This window comes from Nostoc sp. UCD121 (assembly GCF_014222285.1).
Taxonomy (GTDB): Bacteria; Cyanobacteriota; Cyanobacteriia; order Cyanobacteriales; family Nostocaceae; genus Nostoc.
Genome location: NZ_JACKZS010000029.1, coordinates 1 through 15794, shown reverse-complemented (window position 1 = coordinate 15794; position 15794 = coordinate 1). Strand labels below are relative to the sequence as shown.

At 40.1% G+C, this 15794-nt stretch carries 11 protein-coding genes and 1 pseudogene; 7 read left to right on the top strand and 5 right to left on the bottom strand.

Going from position 1 to position 15794, the window contains the following annotated elements; translation table 11 throughout:
* Positions 1-9 precede the first annotated feature (9 nt).
* The gene (mreD, locus tag GNF10_RS09020; RefSeq protein WP_185584595.1) at positions 10-627 is read left to right on the top strand and encodes a rod shape-determining protein MreD; all 618 of its coding nucleotides are present in this window, start codon (positions 10-12) and stop codon (positions 625-627) included.
* A gap of 695 nt (positions 628-1322) precedes the next feature.
* Here mreD and GNF10_RS09015 read toward each other — a convergent pair.
* Positions 1323-1520: a hypothetical protein gene (locus GNF10_RS09015; protein ID WP_185584597.1), complete on the bottom strand. Its 198-nt coding sequence runs from the start codon at positions 1518-1520 to the stop codon at positions 1323-1325.
* Between the two features lie 948 nt (positions 1521-2468).
* On the opposite strand from GNF10_RS09015, the gene sds reads away from it, so the two are divergent.
* Entirely contained in the window at positions 2469-3440 is a 972-nt protein-coding gene (sds, locus tag GNF10_RS09010; RefSeq protein WP_185584599.1) for a solanesyl diphosphate synthase, read from the top strand.
* A gap of 291 nt (positions 3441-3731) precedes the next feature.
* On the opposite strand, the gene GNF10_RS09005 is transcribed toward sds, so the two are convergent.
* Entirely contained in the window at positions 3732-4205 is a 474-nt protein-coding gene (locus GNF10_RS09005) for a hypothetical protein (protein ID WP_185584600.1), read from the bottom strand.
* A 204-nt stretch (positions 4206-4409) separates the two neighbouring features.
* Here GNF10_RS09005 and hetZ point away from each other — a divergent pair, with 204 nt between their 5' ends.
* The 3 genes from hetZ (at position 4410) to GNF10_RS08990 (ending at position 9458) form a co-directional block, all read left to right on the top strand.
* Positions 4410-5615, top strand: a complete 1206-nt coding sequence (hetZ, locus tag GNF10_RS09000; protein WP_114085764.1) for a heterocyst differentiation protein HetZ — start codon at positions 4410-4412, stop codon at positions 5613-5615.
* The gene (locus tag GNF10_RS08995; protein ID WP_185584602.1) at positions 5608-6585 is read left to right on the top strand and encodes a PatU; all 978 of its coding nucleotides are present in this window, start codon (positions 5608-5610) and stop codon (positions 6583-6585) included. The genes hetZ and GNF10_RS08995 overlap by 8 nt, the downstream gene beginning before the upstream one ends.
* Positions 6586-7127: 542 nt before the next feature.
* Positions 7128-9458: a DUF3488 and DUF4129 domain-containing transglutaminase family protein gene (locus tag GNF10_RS08990; protein ID WP_260446289.1), complete on the top strand. Its 2331-nt coding sequence runs from the start codon at positions 7128-7130 to the stop codon at positions 9456-9458.
* Between the two features lie 156 nt (positions 9459-9614).
* Here the strand turns inward: GNF10_RS08990 and GNF10_RS08985 are convergent, their stop codons facing one another.
* Positions 9615-10091 (bottom strand): hypothetical protein, encoded by a 477-nt coding sequence (locus GNF10_RS08985; protein WP_185584605.1) that lies wholly within the window; start codon positions 10089-10091, stop codon positions 9615-9617.
* Between the two features lie 85 nt (positions 10092-10176).
* Positions 10177-11451 carry a proton extrusion protein PcxA gene (locus GNF10_RS08980; protein ID WP_185607143.1) on the bottom strand — a complete coding sequence of 425 codons (1275 nt, stop codon included), beginning with the start codon at positions 11449-11451 and terminating at the stop codon, positions 10177-10179.
* Between the two features lie 232 nt (positions 11452-11683).
* Between GNF10_RS08980 and GNF10_RS08975 the strand changes: the two are divergent.
* Positions 11684-12493: pseudogene (locus GNF10_RS08975) on the top strand (IS5 family transposase); the annotation flags it as partial.
* A 348-nt stretch (positions 12494-12841) separates the two neighbouring features.
* Here the strand turns inward: GNF10_RS08975 and GNF10_RS08970 are convergent.
* Positions 12842-13564, bottom strand: coding sequence for a carbonic anhydrase (locus GNF10_RS08970; RefSeq protein ID WP_185587939.1), 723 nt, complete (start codon positions 13562-13564; stop codon positions 12842-12844).
* 565 nt (positions 13565-14129) lie between these two features.
* Between GNF10_RS08970 and GNF10_RS08965 the strand changes: the two genes are divergently transcribed.
* On the top strand, positions 14130-15767 hold the full coding sequence (locus GNF10_RS08965) for a TIR domain-containing protein (protein ID WP_185607142.1): 1638 nt from the start codon (positions 14130-14132) through the stop codon (positions 15765-15767).
* The last annotated feature ends 27 nt before the right edge of the window (positions 15768-15794 follow it).

The window sequence follows — 15794 nt, the reverse complement described above, 5'->3', positions numbered from 1 at the left end:
CATAGAAAAATGAAGATTCCTGCATTTGGTATTAGCAGGCAGAAAAAGCCAAAATCGTCAGAGCGAAAATCGAAATTCCGAATCCAGCCGCTTTCTCGTTGGCATCCCGGTGTACGGCAGCTATTTAGTTGGTTAGTGACGGCTAGTTCTGTACTCTTATGTTTACTATTATTGCCAACCCGCCTGCCAGGTATGGAATTATTGGGAATTGGCCCTAACTGGCTATTAATTTGGGTGGTAACTTGGAGTGTGAAGCGCACAGTATTTGCTGGAGCCTTGGCAGGTATAGTTCTGGGGCTACTTCAAGATTCCATGACAGCACCTAACCCTAGTCACGCCATCAGTTTAGGAATCGTGGGAATTTTAACTGGTCTACTCCAGAAACAGCGTTTTATTGAAGAAGACTTTATTTCAATTGCTGTAATTGTCTTTGTGATGGCAGTTTTGGCAGAAACTATCTTTGGGTTGCAATTAACTTTGATAGGAAATGAGCGCAAAGTAACAGATATTTGGACATATTATCAGCGTGTCGCCCTCGCGTCTGCCATTCTTAGTAGTCTGTGGGCACCCGTGGTCTATTATCCTCTCAATCGTTGGTGGCAACGATTGAAATTGTTGGAGCAATAGTCAGTCAAGGGGGTTAGAAGAGAATTTACAAAAAACCACACGCGGTAGAGGCAATTCATGATACTATCCCTACCGCGTGTGGTTTTGGCTATTATTTGCGTAAGTCTTGCAAATCTTTAATTATTTAAGCTGATTTACTTAGGTTATGATTGCCAGGGAAGAAAATTCTCCTTTGTAACCTGAATCTTGATGAAATTTGGCCAACCTCTAGCAATATGGATTCAAGCTACATTAAATCAAACAACACCGTATCATTGTAGTTAGTAGCAATTTATGTTTGATACTTTATTTTTTGCCTTATAAGAATATCAGGTAAGTCGTCTCCTGATTTCCTAACGGCAGAAAATGGAAGCTTTCACTGAATAACCTAGTTGGAGAACGCTAATGTCGAAGGAAAGAAAAAGTAATAAAGAAGTTAAAAAACCTAAAAAAGATCCCAAGGACAAAAAGGATAAAAACGACCCAAACAAATAGAACGATTTAGACCAAGGGGATTTCTAAGGTTTTTATATTTTTTGGCAGAAAAACCACAGGTTTCGAGCTAGACGAGGTTTATACCTATTCTTTGTGAAACTTTACAGAATCAAACTAGTGAGGCAAGGGGCAAAATCCCCTTGTTCGTAAGCAACCTCAGATATAATGAGTATTAGGAGTTAAAAATTTTTAATTAATAACTCTTAACTCCTCACTACCCACTACTGACTATTAACAGCTTCAGTCACCTTTGCCCTTACTGATATCTCCTGCTTGTGTTTTCCTTCGGCAGATGAAGGAAAACTTTTAGGAACAGTCTTTGTACCCGTTCGCTTTGCCAGTGCCAATAACAGGTAGACTGTGAACAAATATCCAGACGCTAAAATAAAAATCATCATAGGTATACTTCCGTAAATCATTGTTCTACTAGCACCCTTTCAAACGAATATAAAATTCCATAAAATTAGTAGAACCTCAGCCAACCAAGTACATTCTTGATTGCTGTAGCTTCATAATGGTAAGATTACCTATAGAGATAAAATTCTCTACGGACAAAGAATTTATTGTCTAATGAGACTTCTTGCAGACCATAGATCCACAGCAGTTAGATTGCCGTTTAGCAATCTAAAACTACGATTCTCAGCGGTCTACTTGATCTGCGTTATTTTTACTCACACTGCTGTGAAAAGAGCAATGCTTGCGCTCAACGTGCGCTGAAGACGTGTAGCGGCTTCCCATAGGGATATAGCATAGCTCCAAGCCAGGAGTTTTGCATATCGTAGGAAAAATCAAAGGGATTATTCCCTTAATCTAAGCTACGACTAATTATTTTAGACTCACATCACCGACCTAGTAAAATCACTTAGTAAGTGAATTACTTTGGGGTGTGAATATCTGAAAAATTTAAAATTCCTACATTTTAGCGTAACACAACGACCCTGAATTTGAAGCCCATTCCAATGCTAAATTTCAAATTTTTTGAATAGCTATACTTCAGTTCTGAAGAAATTTAGTTTTATCGATCGGCAACCCAATTTAAATTATATCTATTTTGTCAATAAGTAATATTGCTTGAATTTTGCTTTGATCTGTAGCGGTAAACGTGTACTTGCAAACTACTTAATACAATTTAAGCTAGCATTTGTCCCAGTGTACTGAGAAGCCATTTTTTAAGTTAGTTTAGAATATGATTCTCTCAAAAATCAAGCATAATTACTTATTGACAAAAGTATTAACAACCTTAATTATCACCGATAGAATCATGAAAATGGGATTGTCCTATGAAAACTTTGCGCTGGCACAGGGTTATCTTAAAATGAGTGTAGGATATGTAAACTTTCGTAACCTAAGCCAGAGTCCGCCCATCCATGACCCCAGCCACCTCCCTGTTTACCCCTGTGGAAGCAGACCTGCGACTACTAGCAGATAACCTAAAACAGCTAGTTGGAAATCGCCACCCCATTTTGTTTGCAGCAGCCGAACATTTATTCGGAGCTGGGGGAAAGCGTATCAGACCAGCAATTGTCCTGCTAATATCGCGGGCAACAATGTTAGAGCAAGATATTACACCGCGTCATCGCCGCCTAGCTGAGATTACAGAAATGATTCATACAGCAAGCTTGGTACATGACGATGTGGTAGATGAATCAGACGTGCGGCGAGGCGTTCCTACCGTTCATAGTTTGTTCGGTAATCGCATTGCCATATTAGCAGGAGATTTTCTTTTTGCCCAATCGTCCTGGTATTTAGCCAACTTGGACAATTTGGAGGTTGTGAAACTCCTCTCAGAAGTCATTATGGATCTGGCTACTGGGGAGATCCAGCAGGGACTAAATCGTTTTGATGGTGGTATCTCTATTGAAACTTACCTCCAGAAGAGTTATTACAAAACAGCTTCGTTAATCGCAAACAGTTCTAAAGCTGCTGGGTTACTTAGTGAAGTCTCGCGGGAAACTGTTGAGCATCTGTATAGCTACGGTCGTCATTTTGGTATAGCATTTCAAATCGTTGACGACATTCTAGATTTCACCAGTACGACAGATACCTTGGGTAAACCAGTGGGGTCTGATCTCAAAAGTGGTAATCTAACTGCGCCCGTTTTATTTGCTTTAGCGGAAAAACCATCCTTGGAAGTGCTAATTGACCGAGAGTTTGCTCAAGATGGAGATTTAGAGCAAGCACTAGCACTAATTCAAGATAGTCAAGGCATACACCAGGCACGGGAGTTAGCTGCTCACCATGCTAAGTTAGCAATTGAACATCTTGCAGTTCTCCCACCCTCAGAATGTCACCAGGCATTAATTAACATAGCTGAGTACACACTGAGCCGCCTCTATTAACTCAGTTATTAGTTATTAGGTACAAAATGGGGTTTTAGATGCCAAGTTAAACCTACCAAATGTTCTTAGGTGGGGAAATTTGGCTCAGTTGTCAGCTAAATTTTGAAAAATGTTCACTGATAACTGTTTGTTCACCAATTTTAGATTAAGCCGATAGCCTGGTTCTTTAAAGAACTAAAAGGGTAGTAATTGGCATTAATTTCTTTTCATCAAAAACTTTTTCAAACAAATTTGAGCTTTAAAATTTGGGATGTGGGATTGTATCTAAAAAATCCCACATCCCAAATTTTTCTATGCAATATCAGGGGGTATCTGTTTAGGCGATCGCTGCTGCCGCAACCTTTGTTGCATGAGTTTCTCTAGATCAGTTCGCCGAATTTCGACGGTATGAGTGGTCTTACCCGGCGTTTCCAAAAAAAGGATACTATCTACGGGTTCCAATGCCACCAATTGGAACAAAATATGTGTGACAGGAACAATTTTAGCTAGCATTTGAGGGTCAAGCCCAGCAGGGGAAATTAGAGAGACATCCTGTATGGTAGGGAAAGCGTAAATAACGCGCTTTTCCAATCCTGGATTAGCACGATTGCTCAAAGTAGTTAAAACCCAGCTTGCCTCCGAATTTTGGAGAATATAGTACTGGGAATGGCGTAATTTTTGAGCGATCGCTCTAAGGGCAGGAGCAATTGCTGCAATTAGATTTGGTGTTATACCATCGCGGGGTGCATTGTCAATCAGCAATTGAATTTGTGCTTCTAAATCCATAATGACTTGTATACGGCTCCTGGGTAATGGCAATAACATCTATCAAAGTGTGAACAATCCCATCCAAGTTGGGAATAATAAAATCAGCCATATCCTGAATGTAGGATTGGTCTGCGTTTAGCTTATACGTAAAACCAAAAAAGCCAATACCCACAGTCGTACAGGTTGTATTTAAATACTTAAGGTCTTTTGAAAACTGAGACTATGAATTCAGCCGCAACCGCAACAATTCCATCTGCAAATATTCTGGGAGAAAATTCTAAAGGCGTGGAGGTGATCTTTCAACTCCTATCCAAGGAGTTTCAACAATCGACCAAAGCTTCGGAACAGAATTGCCATGACGTAGCAAGACGTATTACCACCGAAGTCTATCGGATTTGCCATGAAAGCAAACGTATTCAAGCTTCTGGAACTGTAGAAAGCTCGGCGATGACCCTAGCTCGGCATCGGCTACAACAGTGTCTCAGGTACTATCAGTTGGGTTCAAATCGGGGCAGAGTAGAATTACACAGTACTCTGAGTGCAATTATTTATCGATACATTAATCCGCCTCAGAAGCAATTGAGTTATCAAGGGCGACTGACTATAATCGAAGATTTTTTACAAAGTTTTTATCTGGAAGCATTAAACGCTTTCCGGCGAGAAAATCAACTTGGTGCTACCTATCGCCCTCAGACGCTTCTAGAATTGTCTGAGTATATGGCATTTACCGAGCGCTACGGCAAACGACGCATTCCCTTACCAGGCCGTCAGCAGCAGCTAATTATCCTGCGGGCACAAACTTTTTCTCAACAGCAGCCCCCAGAAACCAGCGTAGATATAGAACAAGCCGCAGAAGGTAGCAATAACGAAGGCGATGGTTCTTGGGAAGAACCAGCAGTGCATCAATTGCGCTCCACAATGGCAACGCAAGCCGAACCCGAACCAGAAGAAGATACCTTGCGTTCGGTTGTGGTTACAGAATTAATGAATTATCTCGAACAACGACAACAATCTGACTGTGCTGATTACTTTTCCCTCCGCCTCCAGGATCTCTCAGCACAAGAAATAGAGTCGATTTTAGGTTTAACCCCTCGTCAGAGAGATTACTTACAGCAGCGCTTCAAGTATCATTTAATTCGGTTTGCTTTATTACACCGTTGGGAATTAGTTCACGAGTGGCTGGAAGCTTCTTTACACACCAATTTGGGTTTAACTCCCCAACAATGGCAAGTATACACAGCACAGCTGGACAATAAGCAACGGTCTTTATTAGAGTTGAAGCAACAAGGACAAGCCGATGAAAAAATCGCCAAAACTTTAGGGCTGTCAATGGCACAACTTCAAAAACGGTGGTTTAAGATTCTTGAGCAAGCTTGGGAAATTCGTAACTCATTAGTGTCCGGATCAGGTGCATCTACTCATGAATAGTGACTCAGAATCCTCACAATACCAGTATCTCGGTTGGTTATTGACAGATGATGTCAAAAATAACGAGCAATCGGTAGAATCTGAGGAAAATGACGGGGTAAAAAAACTCATCAATGAAGCCACTGCTTCAAAAAGCAGTGAGCCAAAATTGGGAGGAACGCCCCAGACCCTTCAATTGGGAGAAATTCCTACTGTGCAAGATCGTTTTCAAGCCGTCATTAAACATCGGTTACAAATCCAAGCCCAAGACCACCCACCTTTGTTTCCCTGGGAAACACAATTAATCGACTATCCCGATTTTGTTGATGAGCCGTCGATGACGCTCGTTCCTACCTGGGGATGGATGGTACAACAGTCGAAGCTGAAACTGCCTTGTCCCTTGCCGGAGAGAGTTTTCCAGCAATTGCTGGAACAGTGTCAGGCATTGGTGACATCTTCAGTCCCTCTAGGGGCAAAATTAGTTCAAGTGGTGGAGAACTTTTTTCCCAACGAGTCTCAAGCACTAAATGATATAGCTGGATTGGTGCTAAGAAGTACTTATCGCTCTGTCAGTACTCTGGAGACAATGCCCAATATTCAGAGCGATTACTCAGATTTACAGCCGCGTCAACAGATGGCTTTGTCGTTGCTGGCAGCTAAACAGTTGCTGGAAAATTTGACTCTACCACTTTCAGCAACCAGTCCAGTGGTAGAAAGACAATGGCTAACCACTGTCGGTAATTTGAACATCAGAGTAGAGTATCAGTCTGAAGGTAAACTTACGAAGTTACTTGTTCAAGCTGAGTTACCTGTTAAAGGAACTTTGATACTTCGTGGAAGTGGTACTTTAGCAATGGCAACATCTTCGACTTCGGGATACTTAAGTGTAGAGTTAGGTTGTGAGCAACTTAACCCAACTTATACTCTGGAAGTTGAGTTTCCAGAAATAGACCAACAGCCGCTTTTGTTTGTCATCAATCCCACTGTGTAATCTTAATTGCCACGGCTAGTACGTAATGCCGCATATCTTAAGGTAACTATTCCCTAGCTGTTGCCTTGGGCATTTTTCAGTCTCTAGATACTACTAGCAACAGGGTGCTTACTTATACTTAGGCGTGGTTACAGTTAACCAATGGTGTAGACTCACCCTCCATCCCATAAATTGAATGTTCGTGGGTACTCGTAAGTCCACTCGGTTACTAGCAAAGCCTGGGGAACGAGTTAGTTTGTTATGCTGATTTCGCCTCTATTTTACCAAGCAACCAATTTTTCACAACGAATTTATTCGATTGTGCTGTTTTTTTATACAAAATTATGTTCACTCTTGGCGCAATGAAACCCTACGACAGGAAAAGGGAAGCAAAGGTTGAAAACAGAGTTTTCAACCTTTTTATTTTGTAAAAATAGGCGCTAAACCTTGATAGATGAATGAAGACAGGATAATAAAGCTTCTTCTAACGGGAATACTTTAAAGTAGGGCGAATAGTTTCGTCCTCAACATTGTTTCCGTGGCATCTATAACTTAGACTCGAAATGCTCAACTTATCCAGGATGAATCGGTTTTGGCGTGCCCCTGTGGATAATTTCTGGCGGCAAAATTTGCAGCGATCGCCTTTGACAGAAGTGGAAGATTCAATTTCCTTGCGGGTGCTGGTGCTAGCATTGGTTATTTTGGGAATTGGGGCGACTGATATCGCCGCCGAGACTTCATTCAGTTTTTGGGCGTTACCCCTGAGTGTATTGGGTGCAGCTTGGAGTTACTATCGTCGCCGCGATCGCAATGTTGCGGTTCAGTTTTGCATTGCTATCGGAATGTTAGTAGCGCTGGGTGCTTTCTTTGGGCGGTTAGTGGGAGAGTTGAATGATACGCGGTTGGGTTTGGCGGAGTTATTAATTCAACTTCAGGTGTTGCACAGCTTTGATACACCCCGCCGGAAAAATTTGGGCTATTCGATTGTTATAGGACTGATTTTATTGGGTGTGGCGGCAACGCTAAGTCAGACTTTAGCATTTGCACCTGTGTTGCTGTTATTTTTAGCGATCGCTCTGCCAACTTTAGTGCTAGATTATCGCTCACGCTTGGGTTTGCAGCCATTAAAAACTCAAAAGGAAAAATTCAACCCAAAGAATTCTTCAACTCTTAATTTTAAATTTTTAACTCTGACTTTTTTACTAATTGTCAGTCTGGGACTGGCAATTTTCGCTGTTTTACCAAGATTTCCCGGTTATCAATTACGGAATTTTCCTGTAAGTTCTGCTATTCAAGTAAAAAGTAATTTCACAGGTCGTAGTATCATTAATCCCGGTTATGTCCGCCAAGGTAAAGGTGATAATCAAGGCAGTGGTGGTAGTGGTACGGGACAAGGCCAAAGTGGTGAACCAGGTAAGGTAGATAATAACTTTTATTACGGTTTTAATAGCCAAATGAATCAAAACCTGCGGGGCGAGATGAAACCCAAGGTTGTAATGCGGGTGCGATCGCAAGCTGAGGGTTTTTGGCGAGTACTAGGATTTGACCGCTATACGGGTAAAGGATGGGAAGTTTCCCGTAATGAAGATGTTACGACCATCAAGCGATCACCTTGGTCTTACCAAATTTTCTTGAACCCACCTCTGACTACTGCTAAAACCCAAGAAATAGTACAAACTTATACAGTAGTGGCGGACTTGCCTAACCTAATTCCGGCGATGGCTTATCCCAAAGAGATTTACTTTCCGACACCAATGGTCGCGGTTGATAAAGAAGATGGATTGCGATCGCCTGTGGAATTATCAGAAGGACTCACCTACACAGTAATTTCTGAAGTACCATACCGCGATCGCACTTCATTAGGTCAAGCTTCTACTAATTACCCGCGACAGATTAAGAAGCATTATCTGCAAATTCCTCCCGAAATTGCTGAAAAAGTCCGACAACGTACCGAAGAAATCCTTGCTAACTACAGTCGGGAAGGAGTCACAAAGTCTTCTAAAAGCCTAGATTCAGCCTATGAAAAGGCTCTTTACTTAGCTCAATATTTAAAGCAACGTTACTCTCTTCCCCAAAATCCCTTAGATTTGCCTTATTTGGGAGAAAAAGATGACTTAGTAGAAGCTTTTTTATTCAAATATAAAGGGGGTTATCCAGACCACTTCTCCACAGTTCTTACAGTGATGCTACGTTCCATTGGTATCCCAGCGCGGTTAGTGGCAGGGTTTAGTTCAGGAGAATTTAATCCATTTACTGGGCTATATGTTGTCCGTAATACTGACGCTTATGCGATGACGGAAGTATATTTTCCGAAATATGGCTGGTTTGCCTTTGACCCGATTCCCAATCATCCCCTCATACCTCCATCAGTAGAAGATACTCAGACTTTTAGTGTATTGCGCCAGCTATGGCACTGGGTTGCTGGATGGCTACCTTCTCCAGTGACAGGTTTGTTGAATAATGTATTTGAGACAATATTTAAGTGGGTGATTAGAGCGATCGCTTGGTTTTTAGCTTTATTTTCTCAAGGTTGGTTTGGTATATTAACTGGCTTAATCTTGGCAACTACAGCGGCTTTCTTCGGTTGGTTGGGTTGGGGTCAGTGGCGAGAGTGGCGCAACCGCCGATGGTTAAAGAAATTGCCAGCAATGGAAAGCCTTTATCAACAAATGCTGCAATGGACAACCCAAAAAGGTTTAGGTAAACATCCAGCACAAACCCCTTTAGAGTATGCCAGAGGCTCGTACCAGCATCATCCCCCAGCAACTGCTGAGGTAATAGATGAGATTAGCCAAGCTTATGTTGGCTGGCGTTATGGTGGTCATACGCCTAACTTGAAGCGACTGCGGCAAAGATGGCAAGGTATCAAAAAGGCTAGTAAGGCTGATAAGTAACTCCAGTTGTGGGTTATCAACTGACGTGTGTTTGCTAACCCTCAATTCATACTATGTGTTGTGTAAGCCTTATAGAAGAAACTCTAAATGCAATAAATCCTAAAATACCAAATATAGCTGTAGCTACACCTGTCTTTCAACCTGCCTCCTTAAGAATTATTTCCGTCGTTTCGGCATAGGACGCATCGCTTCCCGACCCAACATAAACATCCCTGCAACACCCAAACTAACAAACCAAACATATTGATACCAGTATTGCAAAATCTGCTCACCAGTGCTGAGTTCTGGATGCAAGGTGTTCAAGTACAGTAGTAGCACTAATATCATCAATGCCCCAAAACCAACAAAGCTTAAGCCAACACGAATTCGTACAGGTCGCAGTTCAAAATCACTAATAGTGTCTAGGTCAATTTCTGCCAATTCGTTAAAGTAGTCATCTGCCAAAGATGAGGTTGCTTGGAATTTATTGCTCAGTTTTGGTGGCAAAATCGGCGACAGTGTTGCTACAGTTGGGCGGCGTAGTAAAGCCTCGGTATCTCGCAGCAATTGCAATGGCTTACGGTTAGTAGTTTGTTGAGCAAACTCTATATTGTCTGTGGAAGTTGGGGCATTGGCTTTACTTTCAAAATCCATAGTACGCTTAAGAAAAACCAGGATATACATAGCCTAGCGAATCATCAGAAAAATGCATCAAAATAATATAACTATGAATTATAAATTACTCGTCCATCTCTTTTAATGTTGCTAATGCCGACGGAGATAAGCGACTCAGATAGCGGAATATCCAGTACTTAAAGATAGTGTTTAAAATTACAGGAAATGTCGCAATAAATACAAATATTGCATTTCTACTGGCTGGCAAACCTAAATGTTCTGCAAATCCTTCCAGAAGAACCTCCCACCCATCTGGTGAGTGGAATCCTACGAATATATCTGTAAAGAGAATAATTATAAAAGCTTTAGCACTATCGCTCAATCCATAAACTATAGTATCTATGAAAGACTTAAGAATTACAATTTCTCTTTTACTATAAATGATAACTATACTAAAAGAAATTAATGATATCAAATCAGCAAAAACATTACTAACAGCACTATTAGTTTTTAGATTAAATTCCTCAGCTATCTCAATTGCTTTTTCTTTTATTTTTTCTTTAATTACCTCCGAAGAAAGGGCTGGTGCATTATTTAATAAAGATTCAAACCTCAAGTTACTTTGAAAATTAGATAATTCATGGAGAGCTTCTTTTTCCAGGTCAGAATTGATGAAAATTTGAGATTTATTCTCGCTTCTAGTACTTTCTAATATAGGAATCACTAAGAATTGTTTAGATAAGATTTGAGCCAAAAATGGAACAATAATTAAAGTGAGCAAAAATCTTAGACCAATTCTTGTTCTATTTCTATAAATTCGGTGATTTCTGACAAATTCTTCTTCTCCCTGTGGTGAAAAATCTCCTTTAATTTTATTAATAGTTCTGCCAATAGACCCAGGCAAAGCTCTAGCTTTTTGATTTGGAGGCAGAGGTTTAATATTAGATAATTCTGGTTGTTTATTGATTTCACTCTGATTAAGTTTTAATGGTTCATAATTTGACAATAACTCACTGTTACTAATCAGTTCATCTTTGATTGCATATTTTTCTACAACTTCATCAATCACCTTCAGCTTTTCTAATAAAACAGAATTAGAGATATTGATAATTCCCCGACTAAGTTGGAATTCTGCCAGCCTGAACTTGATAATAGTTAAGTTTTTATCGAGGTAAATTTGCCAATAAGACATCGCATTTTCAGTATATTTTACTGATTTCGAAGATATTTTTTTACCTTCAAAATGTTCTATTTCGATGTTTTTAATTCTCTGAGCGGCTTGTTGAGCTTCTAATAGTGCCCTTTCTGGTGTATCGAAAAACCAATTGTTAAGCGATCGCAAATACTTGTGCAAATTTTGGCGAAGCAATTCTGCTGTTCTGGCAAATGAATTTTTCATTACACGTATAAATCTTTATACTATATGTAGTATTTTTATATAAATATGAAAAGTGGCTAATACCTAGTTTAAAATATTATTAACTATTAGGGCAGAGTATTAATAGACTTAATACTCAACTTTATGGTAAACAAGCCTTAGAGGCTATTTATAAAGTAAATCTAAAGATGAGTAAAAAAGAGCGTTCGCAATAATAAGATACTTAATATACAGTGTATTTACATAGTTGCTCATGGCACGAAAGTCTTATCCCACAGACTTAAATGATATGGAGTGGGAAATCCTTGCGCCTCTAATTCCAGCAGCTAAATCTGGAGGGCATCCTCGTACAACTAATATGCGAGCAGTATGCAATGCAATCTACTATCACTTAAAAACGGGATGTCAATGGGATATGCTTCCAAAGGATTTTCCACCAAGCTCAACGGTATACAGCTACTACCGCAAATGGCAGCGTAAAGGCATCTGGGAAAAATTAAATCACACACTGCGTGACCAAGTGCGCTTAAAATTAGGTAGATCCACACAACCAAGTGCGTTAGCAAAGCTCGCCGTAGGCATCGCCGCAGACAGTCAGTCGGTAAAAACGACTGAAAAAAGGGGGAGGTATACGGTTTTGATGGTGGCAAATTAATTAAGGGTAGGAAGCGCCAAACCATAGTCGATAGCCTTGGATTGCTGCTGAAAGTTGTAGTCAATGAAGGAAATGCCCCCCTATTGAGTACTTGCAGCCTATGCTTTGATGGAATTGTTGGAAGAACGCCCAGAATTATTGGAAAAAGTTGAAGTCATGTGGGTTGACTCAGGCTATGACGGTGATAAGTTTGCCCTAGCTATCTGGCTAATGATTCAAGCTCATGTTGAAGTAATACGTCGTACAGAAAAAGAATTTGAGATTTTACCCAAGCGTTGGGTAGTAGAAAGAACTTTTGGTTGGCTCAACCAGTACCGTCGTCTCAGTAAGGATTACGAGCATCTTCCAGAAATGAGTGAAGCTGCTATATATGCTGTTATGACTCGGATCATGCTGCGTCGTCTTGTCGTCAAAGATTTACTTTATAAATGGTCTCTTACTTGGATCATTTCATATTTTGAACTATTGCAAAATAGGATAAGTATTTTTTATGTAATCAGTATTGCATAATACTTGCTTCTCTGTATTGATTTGTTGGTGATATCTACTGTATCCATAGTGATTCGCCCTTTTTGCAAAACTTTTTGGTTTACTGATTAGGTTTTTTGATGGGGATTTAGACCCCAATACAAAATAAGCAACCCATAGCAGATGGGATTTTAAACCCTAAAAGAGAAGCGATAGAAATATTTTATAAATAACAATTTTTTATAACATTATTAAGCTCAGAATAGTACGCCTAAAAGTATTATGTATTCAAGTAATTATGTTGACCTTACCAGTGTCAATATCGTAACAAGCACCAACAATTTTTAGTTTACCTTCACTGAGCAATTTAGCTAAAATTGTTGAGCTTTCCTGCAATTTTTCAGTCTGATATTGAATGTTAGCAATAACTGCATTTTGCGTATTATCACCCGTTCTTAACTTTACCCTTTCAACAGATGGTTTGATGCCCTCAATAATCAAACCAATTCTTCCAGGAAGTGGTTCGTTTTTGATTGCTTCTGCCACTGCACCGCATCTTTTATGACCTAAAACCACAATCAACTGCGAGCCCAATACTGTTGTAGAGTATTCTAGACTACCTATAACTGTGTCACTGACCACATTACCAGCAACTCGCACGACAAATAAATCTCCAAGACCTTGATCGAAAACGATTTCCGCAGGGACTCTGGAATCTGCACAGCCCAATATGGCGGCAAAGGGATATTGAGCTTTAGCGACTAATCGCAGATGTTCTAATGATTGATCGGGATATTTGCGTTTTTGATTGATAAATCTTTGATTCCCATCTAGTAAGCGTTTTATAGCTTCATTAGGACTTACTGGATTAGAGCTAACTGGGTGAATATCAGCAATAGCAGTTTGCTCTGTATTCCAAAAGCTATCACCAAAAGCAGTAGCCGCAATACCTACCACACTGGCAAATTTTAAGAAGTCACGTCGCCCTACAAATCCATTAATTCGACTCATTAATCTAGCTGATAACAACAAAGCTGTTCTCAGGAAGATATCACCTTCAAGCAAGATGCAAGAGTACCATCCTACACCATTTAAGAGTCATTTAATCTTCATGTGCGATCGCTACGGCTACTTTATCTATCTAGCTTTTACAAACAGAAGAGTTGCTATTAGACATATCCAAAAATTAAATATGCCTTATCTATAACCTTTGTAGAAGCATAGCAATGCTATGTATCTATATTTTTTATCCAATATTTATTGACACCAATACATAATTATGCGATTCTACTGAGATTGTGATTTTAATGGATCAAAAAGCAAAGTAAAATTGCCCTCATTTGAAAATTTACTTTAAGCTTTGTGTCAAAATAGCTGATTTTGGTCTGCTAGTGAAAATGTACCTAAAATATCATCCTATATTAGGAATATATAAACTATCAAGTAATTCTTTTTCTGAAGTATATAGATTTTTTACAGAGATAGTAAACAAACAGTATTTTCTTAAAGAAAACAGTAACATATTCGTCAAGTTACCACCTAAACTAAATTTTATTAAGTATTTATAGAAATTTATATGGCTGAGGCTTTTATTTCCTACTCCCGCAAAGATAAAGAGTTCGTCAAGAAGCTTTATGAAGCACTCAAGCAACAAAAGCGAGATATCTGGGTGGACTGGGAGGGGATTCCGTCCACGGCAGATTGGCGGAAAGAAATTTATGAAGGAATTGAAGGCGCTGATAATTTTATCTTTATTATTAGTCCGAATTCAGTGGTTTCTGAAGTCTGCGGTGAAGAGATTGAACACGCCCTCAAGCACAATAAACGTTTAGTGCCAATTGTATGGCAGTATGTTGAGGGTGTTGATCCCGAATTAGCCAAAATCAACTATATTTTCTTTCAGGAAAGTAATGATTTTGAGGAAGCGTTGCAATCATTACTCAAAGCCCTCGATACTGACCTAGCTCATGTTAAACAGCATACTCGCATAATCGTGCGAGCCTTGGAATGGGATCAGAAAAAACGCAACAATAGTTATTTGCTAGAAGGTAGTGAATTAGAAGAAGCAGAGCAGTGGTTCACTCAAGGGGCAGGTAAAAAACCCTTGATCACGCCACTCCAACAAGAATACATTGGCGAAAGTCGCAAAGCCCAGAAGGTGCGTCACAGAACAAGATTTATTGCTTTGACTTCAGGGTTGGTAATTTCAATAGGATTGGCTATTGTTGCAGTAATTAATTGGAAGCAGGCTGACGACCTGCGCGTAAAAGCACAAAAATCGGAACTCCAAGCTCTAATTTCAGCATCAGATGCGCGTTTTACCTCGAATAGAAATACAATTGATGCCCTGATAGAAGGTTTAAAAGCCGGCAAGCAACTCAAAGAACTAATTCAAGCCAAAGTTGACATTCCACTTCAGCAACAGCAAAAGGCGATCGAGGTACTGGGACAGGCGGTTTACTGGGTAAGAGAACGCGATCGCCTCCAGGGACACAGCAATTATATCCAAAGCGTTAGTTTCAGTCCCGATGGGGAAGCGATCGCTACCGCTAGTGGAGATAACACCGTAAAACTTTGGAACAAACAGGGTCGTTTGCTCAACACTTTAAAAGGGCATCCAGATCAAGTCCTCAGCGTAAGTTTCAGCCCCGATAGTCAAATTCTTGCTTCTGCCAGTTATGACGGAACGGTGAAACTTTGGAAAAAAGATGGCAAGGAACTTAAAACCTTTAAAAAGCTGAATACTGGAATTCGGGCTGTGAGTTTCAGTCATGATGGGAAGATTCTTGCCTCTGGTGGTGACGACGGCATCGTGAGACTTTGGAACATACAGGGTCAAGAACTTAAAATGATCGAGGGGCATACAGGCATAATCTATAGTTTGAGTTTCAGCCACGACGATCAAATCCTTGCCTCTGCCAGTTATGACCGCACTGTGAAACTGTGGAACAAAGACGGTAAGCAACTTAAGACCCTGGAAAAACAAGATAGTACAGTCACTAGTGTAAGTTTCAGTTCTGACGATACCCTTGCCTCTGCTAGTTTAAGTGGAAGAGTGAAACTTTGGAATCCTGATGGTAAATTTCTTTCAACTCTTAACAGATCAGAGACACAGAGTAGTCCCATCTACAGCGTCAGTTTCAGTCCCGATGGTCAGACCCTTACCACGGCTAATAATGATAAGGGACTTCCAGAAAATAAAATATACAGATAATAAAAATGATAATCATTGTTAGGGGGG

Excerpts from the sequence above, each read along its gene's own strand:
- mreD (WP_185584595.1), top strand. The coding sequence starts at position 10 with ATGAAGATTCCTGCATTTGGTATTAGCAGGCAGAAAAAGCCAAAATCG.
- GNF10_RS09015 (WP_185584597.1), bottom strand. The coding sequence starts at position 1,520 with ATGATTTACGGAAGTATACCTATGATGATTTTTATTTTAGCGTCTGGA.
- sds (WP_185584599.1), top strand. The coding sequence starts at position 2,469 with ATGACCCCAGCCACCTCCCTGTTTACCCCTGTGGAAGCAGACCTGCGA.
- GNF10_RS09005 (WP_185584600.1), bottom strand. The coding sequence starts at position 4,205 with ATGGATTTAGAAGCACAAATTCAATTGCTGATTGACAATGCACCCCGC.
- hetZ (WP_114085764.1), top strand. The coding sequence starts at position 4,410 with ATGAATTCAGCCGCAACCGCAACAATTCCATCTGCAAATATTCTGGGA.
- GNF10_RS08995 (WP_185584602.1), top strand. The coding sequence starts at position 5,608 with ATGAATAGTGACTCAGAATCCTCACAATACCAGTATCTCGGTTGGTTA.
- GNF10_RS08990 (WP_260446289.1), top strand. The coding sequence starts at position 7,128 with ATGCTCAACTTATCCAGGATGAATCGGTTTTGGCGTGCCCCTGTGGAT.
- GNF10_RS08985 (WP_185584605.1), bottom strand. The coding sequence starts at position 10,091 with ATGGATTTTGAAAGTAAAGCCAATGCCCCAACTTCCACAGACAATATA.
- GNF10_RS08980 (WP_185607143.1), bottom strand. The coding sequence starts at position 11,451 with ATGAAAAATTCATTTGCCAGAACAGCAGAATTGCTTCGCCAAAATTTG.
- GNF10_RS08970 (WP_185587939.1), bottom strand. The coding sequence starts at position 13,564 with ATGAGTCGAATTAATGGATTTGTAGGGCGACGTGACTTCTTAAAATTT.
- GNF10_RS08965 (WP_185607142.1), top strand. The coding sequence starts at position 14,130 with ATGGCTGAGGCTTTTATTTCCTACTCCCGCAAAGATAAAGAGTTCGTC.